This is a genomic window from Oryzomonas sagensis, from assembly GCF_008802355.1.
Lineage (GTDB): Bacteria > Desulfobacterota > Desulfuromonadia > Geobacterales > Pseudopelobacteraceae > Oryzomonas > Oryzomonas sagensis.
In genome coordinates this window covers 1,583,031-1,599,666 of record NZ_VZRA01000001.1, presented here as the reverse complement: position 1 = coordinate 1,599,666, position 16,636 = coordinate 1,583,031, and the positions used below count along the sequence as shown (strand labels likewise).

Here is a 16,636-nt window from a genome sequence, read left to right as displayed (position 1 = left end):
ACATTCCCGTCACGTTTCCTTCTTTTCTGCCCATTTTACACATTTCAGCATCGCCGGAAGATGCAAACATCATTGGACCGTGCCGCTGACGACGAGGGAGATGGGGGACGACGCCGTGGCCACCGTGGCCGTCCCTGCGGCCAGCGCCCCGGTCGTCTGGTTGACGGTGTACCGGGAGATGGAGTTGCCGTAGTAGTTGGCCGCATAGGCGAACGTTCCCGAGGGATCGATAGCCAGCGAGCGGGGCTCTTTACCGGAAGCCGCGGTCGTACCGGCGGTCAGCGCACCGGTAGACTGGCCGATGGTATAGGAGGAGATGGTGTCGGAACCGTAGTTGGCCGCATAAAAATACTTTCCGGTGGGATCGACGGCGACGGAAGAGGGGCTCGTGCCCGCAGCCACATCCGTTACCTTGACCAGCGCCCCGGTGGTTTGGGTGATGGTGAATACCGAGATGGTGTTGGAGCCGCTATTGGCCGCATAGGCGAAGCGCCCGGTGGGATCAACGACAACCGAGACAGGATTCGTGCCTGCCGCTGCCGCCGTCCCACTGGCGGTCAAGCCCCCGGTGGTCCGATCGATGGCATAGGCCGAGATCGTGAAAGAGGTATAGTTGGCCGTATAGAGAAACCTTCCCGAGGGGTCCACGGCAATCGAGACCGGGTTGGTATCCGTTCCGGCAGAAACCGTCGCCAGGGCGGTCAAGGCGCCGCTGGTCAGGTTGATGGTGTAGACCGAAATGGTACTGGCACCGTAGTTGGCCACATAGACAAATCTTCCCGAGGGATCGACGACGATGGAACGCGGCTCAGTGCCGGCAGCAACCGCCGTCCCGGCGGTCAAGGCACCCGTGGTCTGGTCGATGGCATACACGGAGACATTATTGGACGAGCGGTTTGCCACGTAGGCGTATTTCCCGGCAGGATCGACGGCGATGCCGTAGGGGCCTGTCCCGGCAGCCACAGCCGCCCCGGCGGTCAAGGCTCCGCTGCTCTCATTGATGCCATAGACCGAGATACTGTCCGAAGCATAATTCGCCGCATAGGCGAATTTCGGCACATAGGTGACGGCAGCGGTCCCGGATACCATGGCCACCTGAACGGGGCCGCTGCCGGTGGAGACCGTTCCTGCGGCGTTTAAGGCGCCGGTGGTTTGGTCGATGGCATAGACCGGGATGGCGTAGGAATTGAAGCTCGTTGCATAGGCAAACTTGCCCGAAGGATCCACCATGACGGAGGCGGGGTTCGTCCCTGCGGCCACCGACGTTCCCCCGGTCAGGCCCCCCGTGGTCTGATCGATGGTGTAGACCGAAATGGTGTTGGAATCATAGTTGGCCACATAGGCGAACTTGCCCGTGGGATCGACGGTCACGGCCGTAGGGGTCACCTCGGTGAGGGCTGCGGTCCCCGCAGTCAAGCCGCCGGTAGTCTGATTGATGGTATAGACCGAGATGGTGTTGTTTCCGCTGTTGGCTACATAGGCGAATTTGCCCGAAGGAGCGACGGTCACGGAGACGGGTGTCGTACCGGCGGCCACCGGGGCTCCTGCGGTCAACGCCCCGGTAGCCTGATTGATGGTATAGACCGAGATGGTATTGTTTCCGCTGTTGGCTACATAGGCAAAGTCGCCGGAGGGGGCGATGGTCACAGAGGAGGGGGTTGCGCCGGTAGCCACGTCGGCTCGTGCACTCAGAGCCCCGGAAGTCTGATTGATGGTGTAGGCTGAAATCGTGTTGTCGACGCTATTGGTCACGTACGCGAATTTACCCGAGGGGTCGACGGTTACGGACAGGGGAGCCGTGCCCGTGGTCACGGCGGTCCCGGCGGTCAGGCCCCCGGTGGTCTGGTTGACGGTGTAGACCGAAATACTGTTGGAACCGTAATTAGCGACATAGGCGAATTTGCCGGAGGGGGTAACGGTTACGGCACGAGGATGCGTCTGGGCAGCCACATAGCCGCTATGGCGCAGCTGGCCGGTTGAGGCATTGACGCTATAGATGGAAACCGTCCCGTCGTTATAGTTTGCGGCGTAGGCAAAGCGGGGGTATGTCGGTGTGGCGCTCGTGCCGCTGCTTTCGCCGCTGCCGCACGAAGCCGATACCAAAAGAGCAAGAATCAAGAGTGCCGTTTTCATTACATCCCGGACCATAACCATGTCGTCCTCTTTGAATTAGTATTTTGCATGTGAAATGCGGATCGTGCCGTTGAATGGGATTGCGCTGTCTTTGGGGAAAGAACCGGGGGGACACAGGCAACTGAACGCGATCTTCAGTTGCCCCAAAACGTCCAACCGCACGAACGGATTCGGTGTACCCGCGATGCAATTTAGACCAGGAATGTGATTAAAATATGTCAGAATCGAGCAAACACATCTGAGGGCACCCAATTGCGCCGTTATGCGCGGCAGCGGATGCGTTCGGGAAAAGGCGTATGCCTGCCCGTGTCACGGTTCGACAGAAAGGTACATGGTGGTGCATCAATAACATCACATTTTTATAATATGAGATTTTCCCAGATAACGAGTCGTCTCATCCAATGGATGCGGATGCGCTGCTACGCCCCATCGAAGAGGCCAGCCTCATAACAGTGCACGCGGGCCAGGGGTGGCCCGCCTCACCTCCGCAACCGTACCCAGAGGACACACCATGTCCCCTGCGGGTACACTTCCCCGAGCTCGCCAACTCATAACACACCGCAATTATTACGTTATCAATATTGGCATCCAACCTGCTAACTATGAGAAGTAGTGCAATAGACTGTCCCCATCCCGCACAGACGCGGCGGCGAGTGACAGTGAGTGCTTCATCTTGTTACGGGGAGGGAAGACATGGGATTTTCATCGGTCTTGTTGGAGAGACTTCATACGACTGAAGATGTGTTGGCAAAACAACTCGTTCGGGACGTCAAAGAGGTATTCAGCACCATGATCGGCATGGACGATCTGCTGCATCTCCCGCTGGAGATCGACCCCGTGAACCATTTTTCCGGCTGCACCAGCGCCCTGGTCGGCCTGGCGGGCACCTACAACGGCCTCATCAGCCTGCACGTTCCCGACGAATTGGCCCACAACATCACCACCAGCATGCTTGGCAAGGAAGCTGGTGGGGCCGCTGATGACGATATCCAGGATGCACTGGGAGAGGTCGCCAACATGATTGCCGGTTCCTTCAAACAGCACCTGACCAACAGCGGGCTGGATATTCGGCTCTCGACGCCATCGGTGGTCACCGGGAAACGGTACGCCATCGCCCTCACCAACAAGCCGGAGGCAATGGCGCTTCGCTTTGCCGCCTCGGATGAGGATTGGTTCATGGTTGCCGTCGCCTTGGAACAGGCTTAGGCGTCAGGCTCCGCCATTCACTACCCCTGCCCGACGAAATACCTGATGATATCGTTGTAGAATGCCAGCGCCATCAGTCCCAAGAGCAGCATCAGACCGACCTGCTGGGCATATTCCCGTGCCTTTTGGCTGACCGGGCGGCGGAATACCAACTCCCAAAAGAAGAAAAAGAGATGCCCGCCGTCAAGAACCGGCACCGGCAGGAGGTTGAGCACCCCCAGATTGACGCTGAGCAGCGCCATGAAGGCCAGGAAGCTGGAGCCGCCGGCCTGGGCCGTCTCACCGGCCATCTTGGCGATCATGATCGGGCCGCCGAGCGTATCCAGCGGCACGACACGCTGGGCCAGCTTTACCAGCGACATGACCGTGATCTCGATTACCTTGCCGGTTTGGGCCGTCCCCTTGACAACCGACTGCAGGGGGCCGAAATGCTCGGTGACGACCTCACCGGCCGAGGCCACGCCAATGGCGAAGCCGCTGACCTTCTCGCCGAACAGGTTCTTGCTGATGCGCGGTTCGGGTACGATGGTGAACTGCAGGTCCGCAGCGTTGCGCTTTATCGCCACCACAACCGGCTTGCCCTTGGCCGCGGCAATCGCCTCGGCGACCTCTTCCCAATGGGTAATGGCCTTACCGTTGATGGCGGTTACGACGTCGTTCTTTTGAATCCCGGCCTTTGCCGCCGGCTTGTCCTTCAAGACCTCGCCGATCTTGGGGGTGATGGAGGGCACGCCCAGCATGCAGAGCACGATAAAGGCAACCCAGGCAAAGACCAGATTGAAGACCGGACCGGCCATTACGATGGCGATCCTCGCCAGAGGTGGCTTATGGGCGAAGGAACGTCTTTTTTCCTCCTCCGTCAACTCCCTCGGAACAGCGGCACTCTCGCCGGCATCCGCGGCGCCGCTTTCCTCCCCATCTTCAGAAGCGGGATGGTGCGACTCCCCCCCCTCGATGAAGCCCCCTTCGCCGAACATCTTGACGTAACCGCCCAGGGGAAAGGCGGAGACCAGGTATTCCGTTTCGCCGATCTTCCTGCCCACCAGCTTGGGGCCGAAGCCGAGGGAGAATTTTTCCACCCGGACGTTGAACAGCTTGGCCACCAGAAAATGCCCGAATTCGTGAACGAAGATCAACACACCCAGGACGATTACGGCATAGACGATCATCATGTCAGTTCACCATTCCCCGGCAGATCTCGCGCGCCCGATCGCGTCCCCAGCGGTCGGCCAGCAGCACCTCTTCGATGGATTTCAGGTTATGGGCCTCATGGGCGTCCATGGTCCGTTCAATGACCTGGGCGATCTGCATGAAACCGAGCCGCCCCTCCAGGAACGCCTCCACGGCGATCTCGTTGGCGGCATTCATCACGGCCGGCATGCTCTCCCCGTCCTTGATGGCGCGATAGGCCAAGCCGAGGCAGCGGAATTTTTCCCGGTCAGGCCTGAAGAAGGTCAGCCCGGGCAGAGCGGTCAGGTCGAGCGGTTTGACGCCGGTTGCCACCCGTTCCGGATACGACAGGGCGTAGGCGATGGGGGCCTTCATGTCGGGCGTGCCCAACTGGGCGATGACGCAGCCGTCCACGTATTCGACCATGGAGTGGATGATGCTCTGGGGGTGGATGTTGACGTCGATCTTCTCCACCGGCACGCCGAACAACCAGCGCGCCTCCAGTACCTCCAGCCCCTTGTTCATCATGGTTGCCGAATCGATGGTGATTTTGCGCCCCATGCTCCAGTTGGGATGATTGAGGGCATCCCGCACGGTGACGCCGGCCAGTTGCTCGGTCGGCGTGGTCAAAAACGGACCGCCCGAAGCGGTCAGGATGAGCCGCGTGATATCCTCGCTACGATGCCCTTCCATGGACTGGAACACGGCGCTGTGCTCACTGTCCACCGGATAGAGCTTGACGCCGTACTCGGCGACCATGTTCATAAAGAGATGCCCGGCGGTGACCAGGGTTTCCTTGTTGGCCAGGGCGATATCCTTGCCGGCCCGGATGGCGGCGGCGGTGGGCACCAGACCGGCGGCGCCGACGATGGCGGCCACCACCATCTCCGTCTCGCCGGCGGTGGCCGCGGCGATCAGGCCTTCGACACCTCCCAGAATCTCCACCGTCACCCCGGAACACATTTCCCTGAGGCGGGGGACATCCTCCTGGGCGGCGACCACGGCGATGCGCGGCGAGAACGCTTTGATCTGCCGGGCGAACAGTTCGAGATTGCGGCCGGCGGTCATGGCGACCACACGGAAACGGTCGGGGTACGCGGCGACGATCTCCAGAGTGCTGACGCCGATGGAACCGGTTGAACCGAGAATGGTAAGATGTTTCATAGAGCTATCCCTTGAAAAAATAGATGACGTAGTAATAGAGGGCCGGCGCGGCGAAGATGATGCTGTCCAGACGGTCCAGCACGCCGCCGTGGCCGGGGATGATGGCACCGGAATCCTTGACCCCGAAACTGCGTTTAAGTAATGATTCGAACAGATCGCCGGCCTGCCCGAGGGCGCCGATGAACAGGGCCGTCACCAGGGCATCCCGAAAGCTCAATTGGGGGAAGAAGCTGAACTTGGCGATCAGGGTGCCGGCAATGCTGCCGACGAGCCCGCCCAGAGCCCCTTCGACGCTTTTCTTGGGGCTGACCAACGGGTAGAGGGGGTGCTTGCCGAAGGCGCTGCCGGTGTAATATGCCGCAGAATCGTTGGTCATGACGATCAGCATGATGACCAGGAGCCATTGCATGCCGTAGGCCGTCTGGCGCAGCGCGACCAGGTGCATCAACAAAAACGGGATGTAGAGAAACGCCAGCATGGCATAGGCGATCTCCCGCGCGGCATCGGCCACCTCCCGGATACGGAAGAGGAACAGGAGGGCAAAGCCCAAAAACAGGAGCGCGACCCCTGCGAGGAGATGGCGATCATTGCCGAAAAAGGGGATGAAAATGAAGAGCGTTCCGCAGACGGCTGCCGGCCACACCTCGACGGTCCTGGCCGGGAGGGCCATGCGGTAGAATTCATGGATGCCGATGAAGACGAAGATGGCCAGCAGGCAGGCGAATAACAGCGGGCCGCCCTTGAGAATGGTCAGGATCAGGACCGGCAGGAGGATAAGCGCTGAGATCAGGCGTTTAATAAGGAACCCCTATTCAGTAGTTGGTCGCTGGTTTTGCCGAAACGCCGTTCACGGGATTGGAAGTCGGCCAGAGCCTTGTGGAACTCGTTGATGGTGAAATCGGGCCAGTAGGTTTCGGTAAAATACAGCTCGGTGTAGGCCAGTTGCCACAGCAGGAAGTTGCTGATGCGCATTTCGCCGCTGGTGCGGATCAGGAAGTCGGGGTCGGGCAGCCCCCCGGTATCGAGATAACCGGAGAAGAGCTCCATCGTGATGTCGTCCGGTTTGATTTTCCCGGCCGCCACGTCCCGGGCCAGCCGGTTCGCCGCCATGCTGATCTCCTGGCGGCCGCCATAGGAAAGCGCCAGGGTCAGCACCATGCCGGTATTGCCGGACGTCTCGCGAATGGCGTCTTCCAGGGTCGCATTGACATCATCGGGCAGATCGCCGCGGTTGCCGATGACATTGTAGCGGATGTTCTTGCGCATCATGCGCGCCGTTTCCTGGCGGATATACTTCTTGAGCAGCGCCATCAGCGCCTTGACCTCCATTGCGGGACGGGACCAGTTTTCCGAGGAAAAGGCGAAAAGAGTCAGGTACTTTATCCCAAGAAGGGACGCCTGCTCCACCACCATCTTGATGGTCTCGGCCCCGCGCTGGTGGCCTACGATGCGCTTGAGCATGCGCTGCTGGGCCCAACGCCCGTTGCCGTCCATGATGATGGCAAGATGCGTGGGCAGCTTGTCCGGTTCGAGCGGCTCCATCAGACTTCCATGACCTCTTTTTCCTTATGGGCCACGGCCTCGTCTATCTTGGTCTCGAAGTTCTTGGTAATGTCCTGAACATCCTTTTCATACTTCTTCAATTCATCTTCCGTGACCGCCTTGTCCTTCTCCAACTTCTTCAGTTTATCCATCGCGTCGCGGCGGATGTTGCGCAGGGCGACCTTGTCCTCTTCGGCCTTTTTCCTGAGATCCTTGACGATCTCCTTGCGGCGTTCCTCGGTCAGCGGCGGCAGGTTGAGGCGTATGATCTTGCCGTCATTGGAGGGCGTCAAGCCGATGTTGGCGTTGAGGATCGCCTTTTCGATGGGGCCGATCATCTTGGCCTCCCACGGGGAGATGGTAATGGTGCGCGGCTCCGGCACCGCCAGGGTTGCCACCTGGCTAATGGCGGAAGGATTGCCGTAATACTCCACCTTGACCGCATCGAGAATGCCGGTGCTGGCGCGGCCGGTCCTGATCTTCTGGAATTCTACCTTGAGAACGCTGACGGTCTTTTCCATATGGGACTTCATGTCGTCGATCACGGCCTTTGGCATAGTTCTATTCTCCTTGTACGATTGTTCCGATTTCTTCGCCGCAGATGACCTTCGTGATGTTCCCCTCGGTGGTCAGATCGAATACGATAATCGGCAGGTTGTTGTCCATACAGAGCGAGGTCGCGGTGGCGTCCATAACCTGCAGCCCCATCTTGAGCACTTCGAGATAGGTAAGCTTCGGCAGTTTGACCGCCGTGGCGTCCTTCTTCGGGTCGGCCGAGTAGACACCGTCCACCTTGGTTCCCTTGAGGATCACCTGGGCGTTGATCTCCATGGCCCGCAGGCTGGCCGCGGTATCAGTGGTGAAGTACGGGTTGCCGGTGCCGGCGCCGAAGATCACCACCCGTCCCTTTTCAAGGTGCCGTATGGCCCGCCGGCGGATATACGGTTCCGCCACCTCCTGCATGGCGATGGCCGACTGGACGCGGGTGGAAACCCCCACCTTCTCCAGGGCGTCCTGCATGGCCAGGGAGTTGATCACGGTGGCCAGCATGCCCATGTAGTCGGCGCTGGCACGGTCCATCCCCTTGGATGAGGCGGCCAGGCCGCGAAATATATTGCCGCCGCCGATCACGAGCGCCAGTTGGACCCCCGAGTCCACGACCTCTTTGATCTCCCGGGCGATGGTGCTGATGGTCAGCGGATCGATGCCATATCCCTGGTCGCCGGCAAGCGATTCGCCGGACAGCTTCAAGAGCACTCTGGAAAATGACGGCCTGTTCATGGTCTGCTCCCGTCTTGATGTGATGTAAGTATGAAGTCGTCAGATTTGAAATGATACCAAGGCGGCGAGTAAAAAAAAAGCCGGCCATGGCGGCCGGCTTCGGCGTCTGATTACATGCCGGCCGCTGCTGCCACTTCGGCAGCAAAGTCCGATTCCTTCTTTTCCAACCCCTCGCCCAGGACATACTTGGTAAAGCGGCGAATGGACATATTCTCGCCGATCTTGGCGATGGTTTCATTGAGGTACTGCTCTATGGTTTTATCCGTATCCTTGACGTAAGCCTGCTCCAGGAGACAGACATCGGCGTAGAATTTGTTGACCTGCCCCTCGATGATCTTCTCGATGATGTTTTCCGGCTTCCCGGTTTCACGGGCCTTGGCGCGATAGATTTCCTTTTCGCGCTCCAGAACGTCGGCAGGCACTTCCTCGCGGCGCACGCAGGTGGGCGAGGCGGCGGCGATATGCATGGCGATGTCCTTCACGAAGACCTGGAAGTTTTCATTCTTGGCAACGAAGTCGGTTTCACAGTTGATCTCGACCATGACGCCGATCTTGCCGCCGGCGTGGATATAACAACCGACAGCACCTTCAGTGGCGGCTCTGCCGGCCTTCTTGGCGGCAGCGGCCAGCCCCTTTTTGCGCAGGTAATCCACGGCTTTTTCGAAATCACCGGTACTTTCTTCAAGGGCCTTCTTGCAATCGAGCATGCCGGCCCCGGTCGATTTTCTCAGTTCGTTGATCTGTGCAGCAGTAACAGCCATCATATCCTCCTTCCCCGTACCAGGGGATCAATGTATAATGAGTGCCTATTCGGCAGTCTCGCCGGCGACTTCTTCCACCGCCTCGGCAGCGGCGAATTCCTCGGTCCCTTCGCTGTCGGCCTGAAGAGCGGCGTTGCGGGCCTGGGCACCTTCGATGGAAGCATCGGCGATTTTGGAGCTCAGCAGACGAATGGCGCGGATGGCGTCGTCGTTGCCGGGGATAACGTGATCGATGGGATCGGGGTCGCAGTTGGTGTCGACGATGGCAACAACGGGGATGCCCAGTTTGTTGGCTTCCTGCACGGCGATCTCTTCGTTCTTGGGGTCAATGACGAACATCAGGCCGGGAAGTTTGTTCATCCCTTTGATGCCGCCCAGGATCTTCTGGAGTTTTTCCCGTTCCTTATCGAACTGGAGAGACTCCTTCTTGGTGTAGGCGTCGACGGTGCCGTCCTCGAACATGGCGTCGAGCCGTTTGAGACGGTCGATGCTCTGCTTGACGGTGGCGAAGTTCGTCAGCATGCCGCCCAGCCAGCGCTGGTTGACGTAAAACATGCCGCAACGGGTCGCTTCTTCGGCCACCGAGTCCTGAGCCTGTTTCTTGGTGCCGACGAACAACACGGTGTTGCCGTTTTCGACCGATTCCTTGACGAAATTGTAAGCGGATTTGAAATAACGGACGGTCTTCTGCAGGTCGATGATGTAGATCCCGTTACGGGCCCCAAAGATATAGGGTTTCATCTTGGGGTTCCAACGCTTGGTCTGGTGGCCGAAATGGACGCCGGCCTCCAGCAGTTCCTTCATGCTGATACTTGACATGTTCTTCTCCTTTGGTTTTTCCTCCGCCCCGTTGAATCCCTGCAAGCCACAAGGGACACCGCCGGTTCATTACCCGAGGCGTGCGAATTGAAATCGGAATTTTATAGCATGATAGCCACGGGATGACAAGCAAAATCACCTCCGGGTACGTGCGCCTTTCTTCCCGGCCTTCCATGACGCCACGCAATTTTTGATCAGAGGGGCTTGACAGAAACCGCGGGCTCTGTTATTCAATTGAAACATTCGGGCGCTTAGCTCAGCGGGAGAGCACTGCCTTCACACGGCAGGGGTCACTGGTTCAATCCCAGTAGCGCCCACCAATGAAAACCATAAATGGCTGTCCAACTTGGGCAGCCATTTTTCGTCCGGGCCAAACAAAAAATCCGTTCACTTTTTGCTGCTGTCATTGCTTGTTGTTCAAAATTTGGGGAATAAAGCGGATGAAAAAGTGCATTTTGTTCTTGCTGATCGGTCTTGCGGCCATGGCGGGGTGCAGCAGGCCGGAGTCCGAAATATACGGCACATGGAAGGCCGAGGGCTTCGATTTCGTTGCCGAATTTTCCAATGACCACACCGGCACTTCCACCAGCGCCATGGGAAAGACCCCCTTCACCTGGATGGTTCAGAATGACGGCAGGATCAAGATCATCGACCAATTCAAAAAGGACATTTTTCTAAAATTCCGCGAGGATTCCCTGAAAATCGATGGCAGCAACCTCACCCTGACCAAAATCAAATAACCCACACTACGCACTAGCCGCGTTGAACAGGCAACCAAAGGCCGAGGGGACCATCCCCCCGGCCTTTGGTTTTTTCAAGCATTCGCTCAAGCGCCTTGCACCCCGCAGCACATCCCCCTGACGGCGGCGTATTTATCACTAAAATACGTTACAATTTTACCGAGTGATGGCTATTAGTTATTAGCCAAAAAACCATTGCAACGCCCCTCATGGAAAAATTTTCCCACAAATACATCACCAATATGCTAAATATATCCTAGAAATTTATTGACAAAATATATGTAGTTTGTAACTATTGCCTTCAAGACAATCGAATAACAACTCAGACCTTATTGAGAGTGGTGGAGGGAAAGGCCCGACGAAACCACAGCAACCGGCCCCATCCAGGGCGTCAGGTGCTAATTCCTGCCGGTACCGGCAAAGATGAGGTGGAGGTTGCGAAACCCATCCTTCGTGACACCCATCCCATCTGACATCAGATGGGATTTTTTTATGGAGACACATCACATGGAAACACCACTACGTTTTGATTCGCTGCTCGTGCATGGCGGCCTGGAACCGGGACCTGCGGGCGCCACCTCGGTCCCCATCGTTCAATCCAGCGCCTTTGCCTACGAAACAGCCGATGCCCTGGAGGATGTCTTTCGCGGCCGGGCGGCCGGACAGGTCTATACCCGCCTGGGCAACCCGACCACCGAGGCCCTGGAACGGCGTCTGGCACTGCTGGAGGGGGGCGGCACGGCCATAGCGACCGCTTCGGGCATGGCGGCCATCACCACCGCGGTCACGACCATCGTCCGGGCCGGCGACGAGATTCTGGCATCCTCCTCCCTGTTCGGCGGCACCTTTTCCCTGTTCCGCGATACCCTCGCCAACTTCGGCATCACGGCCCGCTTCGTCGATCCCCTGGACCTGGAATCGGTCCGGGCCGCCATCAACGACCGAACCCGGCTCCTGTTCGTCGAGACCGTGGGCAACCCCAAACTGGATGTGCCCGACCTCCCCAGGCTGGCCGAGATCGCCCACCAGGCGGGACTCCCCCTGATCGTGGACGCCACCGTCACCACCCCCTATCTTGCCGACGGCGCCAAACTGGGGGCGGATATCGTGATCCATTCCACCAGCAAGTACATCAACGGCAGCGGCACCTCCATCGGCGGCGTCATCATCGACCGCGGCGTCTTCAACTGGAACACCGCCCGTTTCCCCCATTTCGAACCCTTTCACAAAAAATACCGGCAATTTGCCTTCACCGCCCGCGCCCGCAAGCTGGTGCACAAAGACGTGGGGGCCTGCGCCGCGCCGTTCAACTCCTTCCTGCTGACCGAGGGCATCCAGACCCTGGCCCTGAGGATGGAGCGGCACTGCAGCAATGCCCTGGCCCTGGCGCGCTTCCTCGCACAACACCCCAAGGTGGCGTGGGTCAACTACCCCGGCCTGGAGGACGCCCCCGGCCACGGGGTCGCCACCCGCCTGTACGGCGGCCGCTACGGCGGGCTGTTGACCTTCGGCACCGGCTCCAAGGAAACGGCCTTCCGCGTCATCAACGCCCTGCGCATGGCTAAAAACCTGGCCAACATCGGCGACGCCAAGACCCTGGTGATCCACCCGGCCAGCACCATCTGCGCCGATTACCCCCCGGAGGACAAGGCACTCATGGGGGTGTGCGAAGACCTGGTCCGGGTATCGGTCGGCATCGAGGCCCCCCAGGACATCATCGACGATTTCACTCAGGCGTTGGACGCCATCTGATACGGAGAACTGCCATGAACATAACTATCAACGGAAAAGAAACCACCCTCGCAGAAAACCCGGCCCGCACCGTAGAATCCCTGCTGGAGGAACTGGATGTGGCACAGCGCCAGTACGTTACCGTGGAACTGAGGGGCGAGATCCTGGAACGGGACGCCTTCGGGAACACGCCGGTACAAGACGGCGACGCCCTGGAATTCCTCTACTTCATGGGCGGAGGACACTGACCATGCTGACCGACGAGCAGATCGAACGCTATTCCCGCCACATCATGCTGAAAGAGGTGGGGGGCAAAGGGCAGCAGCGGCTCTTCGACGGCCGCGTGCTGATCATCGGCGCCGGCGGCCTGGGGGCGCCCATCGCCCTTTACCTGGCAGCGGCAGGAATAGGCACCCTCGGTATCGCCGATGCGGACGACGTGGACCTGTCCAACCTGCAACGCCAGGTGATCCACTTCACCCCCGACGTGGGTAAGCCCAAGGTGGAATCGGCCCGGGAGAAGATGGAGGCCATCAACCCCGCCGTGCGGGTCAGAACCTATAAGGAATGGGTCAACGCGGCCAATATCGCGGACATCATCCGCGACTACGACTTTGTCATCGACGGCACCGACAACTTCGCCGCCAAGTTCCTGATCAACGATGCCTGCGTACTGGCCGGCATCCCCTACTCCCATGGCGGCATCCTGCAGTTCGACGGCCAGACCATGACCGTGCGGCCGGGGGAATCGGCCTGCTACCGCTGCATCTTTCCCGAGCCGCCCCCCAAGGACGCCATCCCCACCTGCTCCCAGGCCGGGGTGATCGGCGTGCTGCCCGGCGTCCTGGGCACCATCCAGGCCACCGAGGCGATCAAATTCCTGCTGGGCAAGGGTGAACTGCTGACCAACCGCCTCCTCACCTACAACGCCCTGCGCATGAAGTTCCGGGAGATTCCGCTCAAACGCAACCCGGCCTGCCCGCTCTGCGGCGAACACCCGACCATCACCGAGGCAAAGGACGAACTGGACGCCCTGACGGTGTGCGATTTAAAAAATTAGCTAGTGCAAAAAATCGTTCTCTCACTCGCTCACAGAGACATAGAGAAAAGATTTGTGATTCTATAATTTGAATTCCTCTGTGTGCTCTGTGAGAGACCGTTTTTGATCGCTTTTCTTAACTTGCGAGGTTTGAACATGCTGAAAATCCCTGCTTCAGTCTACGACGACCTGATCGCCCATGCCCGCGAGGGATTCCCCCTGGAAGTGTGCGGGATTCTCGGCGGGACGGACGATACCGTATCTGTGATCTACCGCATGACCAACTCCGACGCCAGCAACGAGCATTTCATGATGGAGCCGCGGGAGCAGTTCAGCGTGGTGAAGGATCTGCGGGCCAAGGGGCTCTCCATGCTGGCCGTGTACCACTCCCACCCCGAGACGCCGGCCCGTCCGTCCCAGGAGGATATCAAGCTGGCCCTCACGCCGCTGGTTTCCTACGTCATCATCTCGTTGGCCGATCCCACGGACCCTGCCGTGAAATCCTATAAGATTCACGACGGAAACGTAGAGCCTGAGCCGATCGAAACGATTAAATACCAAATCGGTAATAAAGCATAAAAATATTCTTGACAATGTCTATGTATTTAATATAGGTTTAAAGCATACTTTTTCAGGAGTGAAACCAATGTCAAAGGCACAGCAGCCTGCAAAGATAGATTTGAGCAATCTTAAATCCGGCGGGTTCATCAAGGAGCGGGGCAAAGACCTGTTCACCGTGCGCCTGCGCGTTCCCGGCGGCAGGATGTCGGTACCCCGCCTGAAAAAGATTGCGGAAGTGGCGGAAAAATACGGCGGCGAATTTGTCCATCTTTCCGTGCGGCAATCCATCGAGCTGATCAATATCAACTTCAAGGATTTCGACGTGGTGGTGGAGGAGTTGGGCGAGGCGACCCAGAAGGTTGCCTCCTGCGGGGCGCGGGTGCGCGTTCCGGTGGCCTGCGGCGGTTGCGAGTACAACCCCAACGGCCTGGTGGACACCCAGAAGTCGGCCCTGGAGGTGGATGAGAAGCTGTTCGGCACCGCCACCGGCCACCACAAGTTTAAGGTTGCCTTTGCCGGTTGCCCCTTCGACTGCCCCAAGTCGGCCACCAACGACGTCGGCTTCCAGGGCGCGATCTACCCGCAACTGGACAAGGACGCCTGCATCAGCTGCGGCCTGTGCGCCAAGAACTGCGTCCCCAAGGCGATCACCATGGGCGAGGACAACAAGCCGGTTTTCGACGCCGAGCGCTGCATCTGGTGCGGCGACTGCGTCAAGGTCTGCCCCACCAGCGCCTGGAGCGAGAAACGCCGCGGCTACACCGTGCGCATCGGCGGCAAGTGGGGGCGCAATCCCCTGGTCGGCACGCTGTTCGCTACCTTCCTCCCCGAAGAGCGGGTGGTGGATTTCATTTCGACCGTGTTGGAGTGGTACAAGGAAAAAGCCGAAGCCCTAGGCCGCATCAGGCTGGGGGATGTGATCATCAAGGAAGGCCCCCAGGCCCTGCTCGACCATCTGCGGCAGCAGTTCCCCGACAACACGGTTACGGCAACCATACCGCCCCAGGTCATCGAGACCCAGGTGGGAATACGATCATGAAAGGAGCATGCTCATGCAGGTGATCGATCTGCGGGGCGTCGGTTGTCCCACGAACTTCGTCAAGGCCAAGCTGGCCCTGGAGGATATAGCGGCCGGAGAAACGGCCCAGATCCTCCTGGATGACGGGGAGCCGGTCAAGAATGTTCCCCGCAGCCTCAAGGCCGAGGGGCACAAGTTGCTGGGACTGCGGCAAACGGCTGAAGGCCACTATGTCCTGGAGTTGGAAAAGGTTGAGGATTAACGTCTCATCAGCGCATTATTTTGGAGTTTATTTCTATAAACTCTATAGACAAAAATAGGAGGTAACACGATCATGCACCCACGAAAGCTCGTCACCATCATCGCCGTACTGTCGTTAGCCCTTGCAACAGCTTTGCCGGCATTTTCCGCGCCGGGCGTCACCCTGCAGAACGTTTCCTACGACCCGACCCGGGAGTTGTACCAGGATTTCAACAACGCCTTTGCCAGATACTGGCACAAAAAAAGCGGCCAGAACGTCACCGTCAAACAGTCCCACGGCGGCTCCGGCAAACAGGCCCGTTCGGTCATCGACGGCCTTGATGCCGATGTGGTCACCCTGGCCCTGGCCTACGACATCGACGCCATCCAGGAAAAAGGGCTGATCAAGCCCGGCTGGCAGAAACGCCTGCCCCACAACAGCTCTCCCTACACCTCGACCATCGTCTTTCTGGTGCGCAAGGGCAATCCCAAACACATCAGGGACTGGAGCGACCTCATCAAGCCCGGCATCTCGGTCATAACCCCCAACCCCAAGACCTCCGGCGGCGCCCGCTGGAATTATCTGGCAGCCTGGGGCTACGCCCTGCACCAGAAAGGTGGCAACGAGGCCAAGGCGAGGGAATTCGTCACCAAACTCTTCAAGAACGTGCCGGTGCTTGACTCCGGCGCCCGCGGCGCCACCAACACCTTCGTGCAGCGCGGCCTGGGCGATGTACTCCTGGCTTGGGAAAACGAGGCATTCCTGGCCATCAACGAGTTGGGGCCGGACAAATTCGATGTTGTAACCCCGCCCGAGAGTATCCTGGCCGAACCGCCGGTAGCCGTGGTGGACAAGGTCGTGGATAAACACGGCACCCGCAAGGTGGCCGAGGAATACCTGAAATACCTCTACAGCGCCGAAGGGCAGCGGATCGCGGCCAAGCATTACTACCGCCCCATCGACAAGAAGGTGCCCACCAAGCTGGCCAAACTCAGGCTCTACACCATCGACCAGGCTTTCGGCGGCTGGCAGAAGGCCCAGAGGAAACATTTCGCCGACGGCGGGGTGTTCGACCAGATCTACGGTGCCGCAAAATAGAGGACGCACCTTTTCCGCACGGCCCGGGGCAGGCACTCCCTGCCCCGGGTATGACAACCCCAAAGACGTTTCAGCATGATCCCGAGCGAGAGGAAGCGCATGAAACCGACATCTCCCACACCACATGGGAAC

Annotated in this window: 18 protein-coding genes, 1 tRNA gene and 1 riboswitch; of the genes, 10 read left to right on the top strand and 9 right to left on the bottom strand. The window is 59.0% G+C overall.

Going from position 1 to position 16,636, the window contains the following annotated elements; all coding sequences use genetic code 11:
- Positions 1-69: 69 nt before the first annotated feature.
- Complete coding sequence (locus tag F6V30_RS07390; RefSeq protein WP_191965600.1) at positions 70-2,133, bottom strand: beta-propeller fold lactonase family protein; 2,064 nt, start codon at positions 2,131-2,133, stop codon at positions 70-72.
- Between the two features lie 693 nt (positions 2,134-2,826).
- Here F6V30_RS07390 and F6V30_RS07385 point away from each other — a divergent pair.
- On the top strand, positions 2,827-3,339 hold the full coding sequence (locus tag F6V30_RS07385; protein WP_151156266.1) for a chemotaxis protein CheX: 513 nt from the start codon (positions 2,827-2,829) through the stop codon (positions 3,337-3,339).
- 20 nt (positions 3,340-3,359) lie between these two features.
- On the opposite strand, the gene rseP is transcribed toward F6V30_RS07385, so the two are convergent.
- From rseP to rpsB, 8 genes are all read right to left on the bottom strand, one after another.
- A complete protein-coding gene (gene rseP, locus F6V30_RS07380) occupies positions 3,360-4,511 on the bottom strand; it encodes an RIP metalloprotease RseP (RefSeq protein ID WP_151156265.1) in 1,152 nt (383 codons plus the stop codon).
- 1 nt (position 4,512) lies between these two features.
- Positions 4,513-5,673, bottom strand: coding sequence for a 1-deoxy-D-xylulose-5-phosphate reductoisomerase (locus F6V30_RS07375; protein ID WP_151156264.1), 1,161 nt, complete (start codon positions 5,671-5,673; stop codon positions 4,513-4,515).
- Positions 5,674-5,677: 4 nt separating this feature from the next.
- Entirely contained in the window at positions 5,678-6,421 is a 744-nt protein-coding gene (locus F6V30_RS07370; protein ID WP_338042763.1) for a phosphatidate cytidylyltransferase, read from the bottom strand.
- Between the two features lie 38 nt (positions 6,422-6,459).
- Complete coding sequence (locus F6V30_RS07365; protein ID WP_151156262.1) at positions 6,460-7,215, bottom strand: isoprenyl transferase; 756 nt, start codon at positions 7,213-7,215, stop codon at positions 6,460-6,462.
- On the bottom strand, positions 7,215-7,772 hold the full coding sequence (frr, locus tag F6V30_RS07360; protein ID WP_151156261.1) for a ribosome recycling factor: 558 nt from the start codon (positions 7,770-7,772) through the stop codon (positions 7,215-7,217). Before frr ends, F6V30_RS07365 begins: the two co-directional genes overlap by 1 nt.
- A 4-nt stretch (positions 7,773-7,776) precedes the next feature.
- A complete protein-coding gene (pyrH, locus tag F6V30_RS07355; RefSeq protein WP_149211051.1) occupies positions 7,777-8,496 on the bottom strand; it encodes a UMP kinase in 720 nt (239 codons plus the stop codon).
- Between the two features lie 110 nt (positions 8,497-8,606).
- On the bottom strand, positions 8,607-9,257 hold the full coding sequence (gene tsf, locus F6V30_RS07350; RefSeq protein ID WP_149306597.1) for a translation elongation factor Ts: 651 nt from the start codon (positions 9,255-9,257) through the stop codon (positions 8,607-8,609).
- Between the two features lie 45 nt (positions 9,258-9,302).
- Positions 9,303-10,076, bottom strand: a complete 774-nt coding sequence (rpsB, locus tag F6V30_RS07345; RefSeq protein WP_151156260.1) for a 30S ribosomal protein S2 — start codon at positions 10,074-10,076, stop codon at positions 9,303-9,305.
- Between the two features lie 245 nt (positions 10,077-10,321).
- On the opposite strand from rpsB, the gene F6V30_RS07340 reads away from it, so the two are divergent.
- From F6V30_RS07340 to F6V30_RS07300, 9 genes are all read left to right on the top strand, one after another.
- Positions 10,322-10,396 (top strand) — tRNA-Val (locus F6V30_RS07340).
- Positions 10,397-10,516: 120 nt separating this feature from the next.
- Positions 10,517-10,816 (top strand): hypothetical protein, encoded by a 300-nt coding sequence (locus tag F6V30_RS07335; protein WP_151156259.1) that lies wholly within the window; start codon positions 10,517-10,519, stop codon positions 10,814-10,816.
- 326 nt (positions 10,817-11,142) lie between these two features.
- A riboswitch (SAM riboswitch) is annotated at positions 11,143-11,246 on the top strand.
- A gap of 77 nt (positions 11,247-11,323) precedes the next feature.
- A complete protein-coding gene (locus tag F6V30_RS07330; protein WP_151156258.1) occupies positions 11,324-12,568 on the top strand; it encodes an O-acetylhomoserine aminocarboxypropyltransferase/cysteine synthase family protein in 1,245 nt (414 codons plus the stop codon).
- A 14-nt stretch (positions 12,569-12,582) separates the two neighbouring features.
- Positions 12,583-12,795, top strand: coding sequence for a sulfur carrier protein ThiS (gene thiS / locus F6V30_RS07325; protein WP_151156257.1), 213 nt, complete (start codon positions 12,583-12,585; stop codon positions 12,793-12,795).
- A 2-nt stretch (positions 12,796-12,797) separates the two neighbouring features.
- Positions 12,798-13,607 (top strand): HesA/MoeB/ThiF family protein, encoded by an 810-nt coding sequence (locus tag F6V30_RS07320; protein ID WP_151156256.1) that lies wholly within the window; start codon positions 12,798-12,800, stop codon positions 13,605-13,607.
- A 135-nt stretch (positions 13,608-13,742) separates the two neighbouring features.
- A complete protein-coding gene (locus F6V30_RS07315) occupies positions 13,743-14,165 on the top strand; it encodes a M67 family metallopeptidase (protein ID WP_151156255.1) in 423 nt (140 codons plus the stop codon).
- Between the two features lie 67 nt (positions 14,166-14,232).
- On the top strand, positions 14,233-15,186 hold the full coding sequence (locus F6V30_RS07310) for a 4Fe-4S dicluster domain-containing protein (protein ID WP_151156254.1): 954 nt from the start codon (positions 14,233-14,235) through the stop codon (positions 15,184-15,186).
- Positions 15,187-15,199: 13 nt separating this feature from the next.
- Entirely contained in the window at positions 15,200-15,427 is a 228-nt protein-coding gene (locus F6V30_RS07305) for a sulfurtransferase TusA family protein (RefSeq protein WP_151156253.1), read from the top strand.
- A gap of 72 nt (positions 15,428-15,499) precedes the next feature.
- On the top strand, positions 15,500-16,504 hold the full coding sequence (locus F6V30_RS07300) for a sulfate ABC transporter substrate-binding protein (RefSeq protein ID WP_151156252.1): 1,005 nt from the start codon (positions 15,500-15,502) through the stop codon (positions 16,502-16,504).
- The last annotated feature ends 132 nt before the right edge of the window (positions 16,505-16,636 follow it).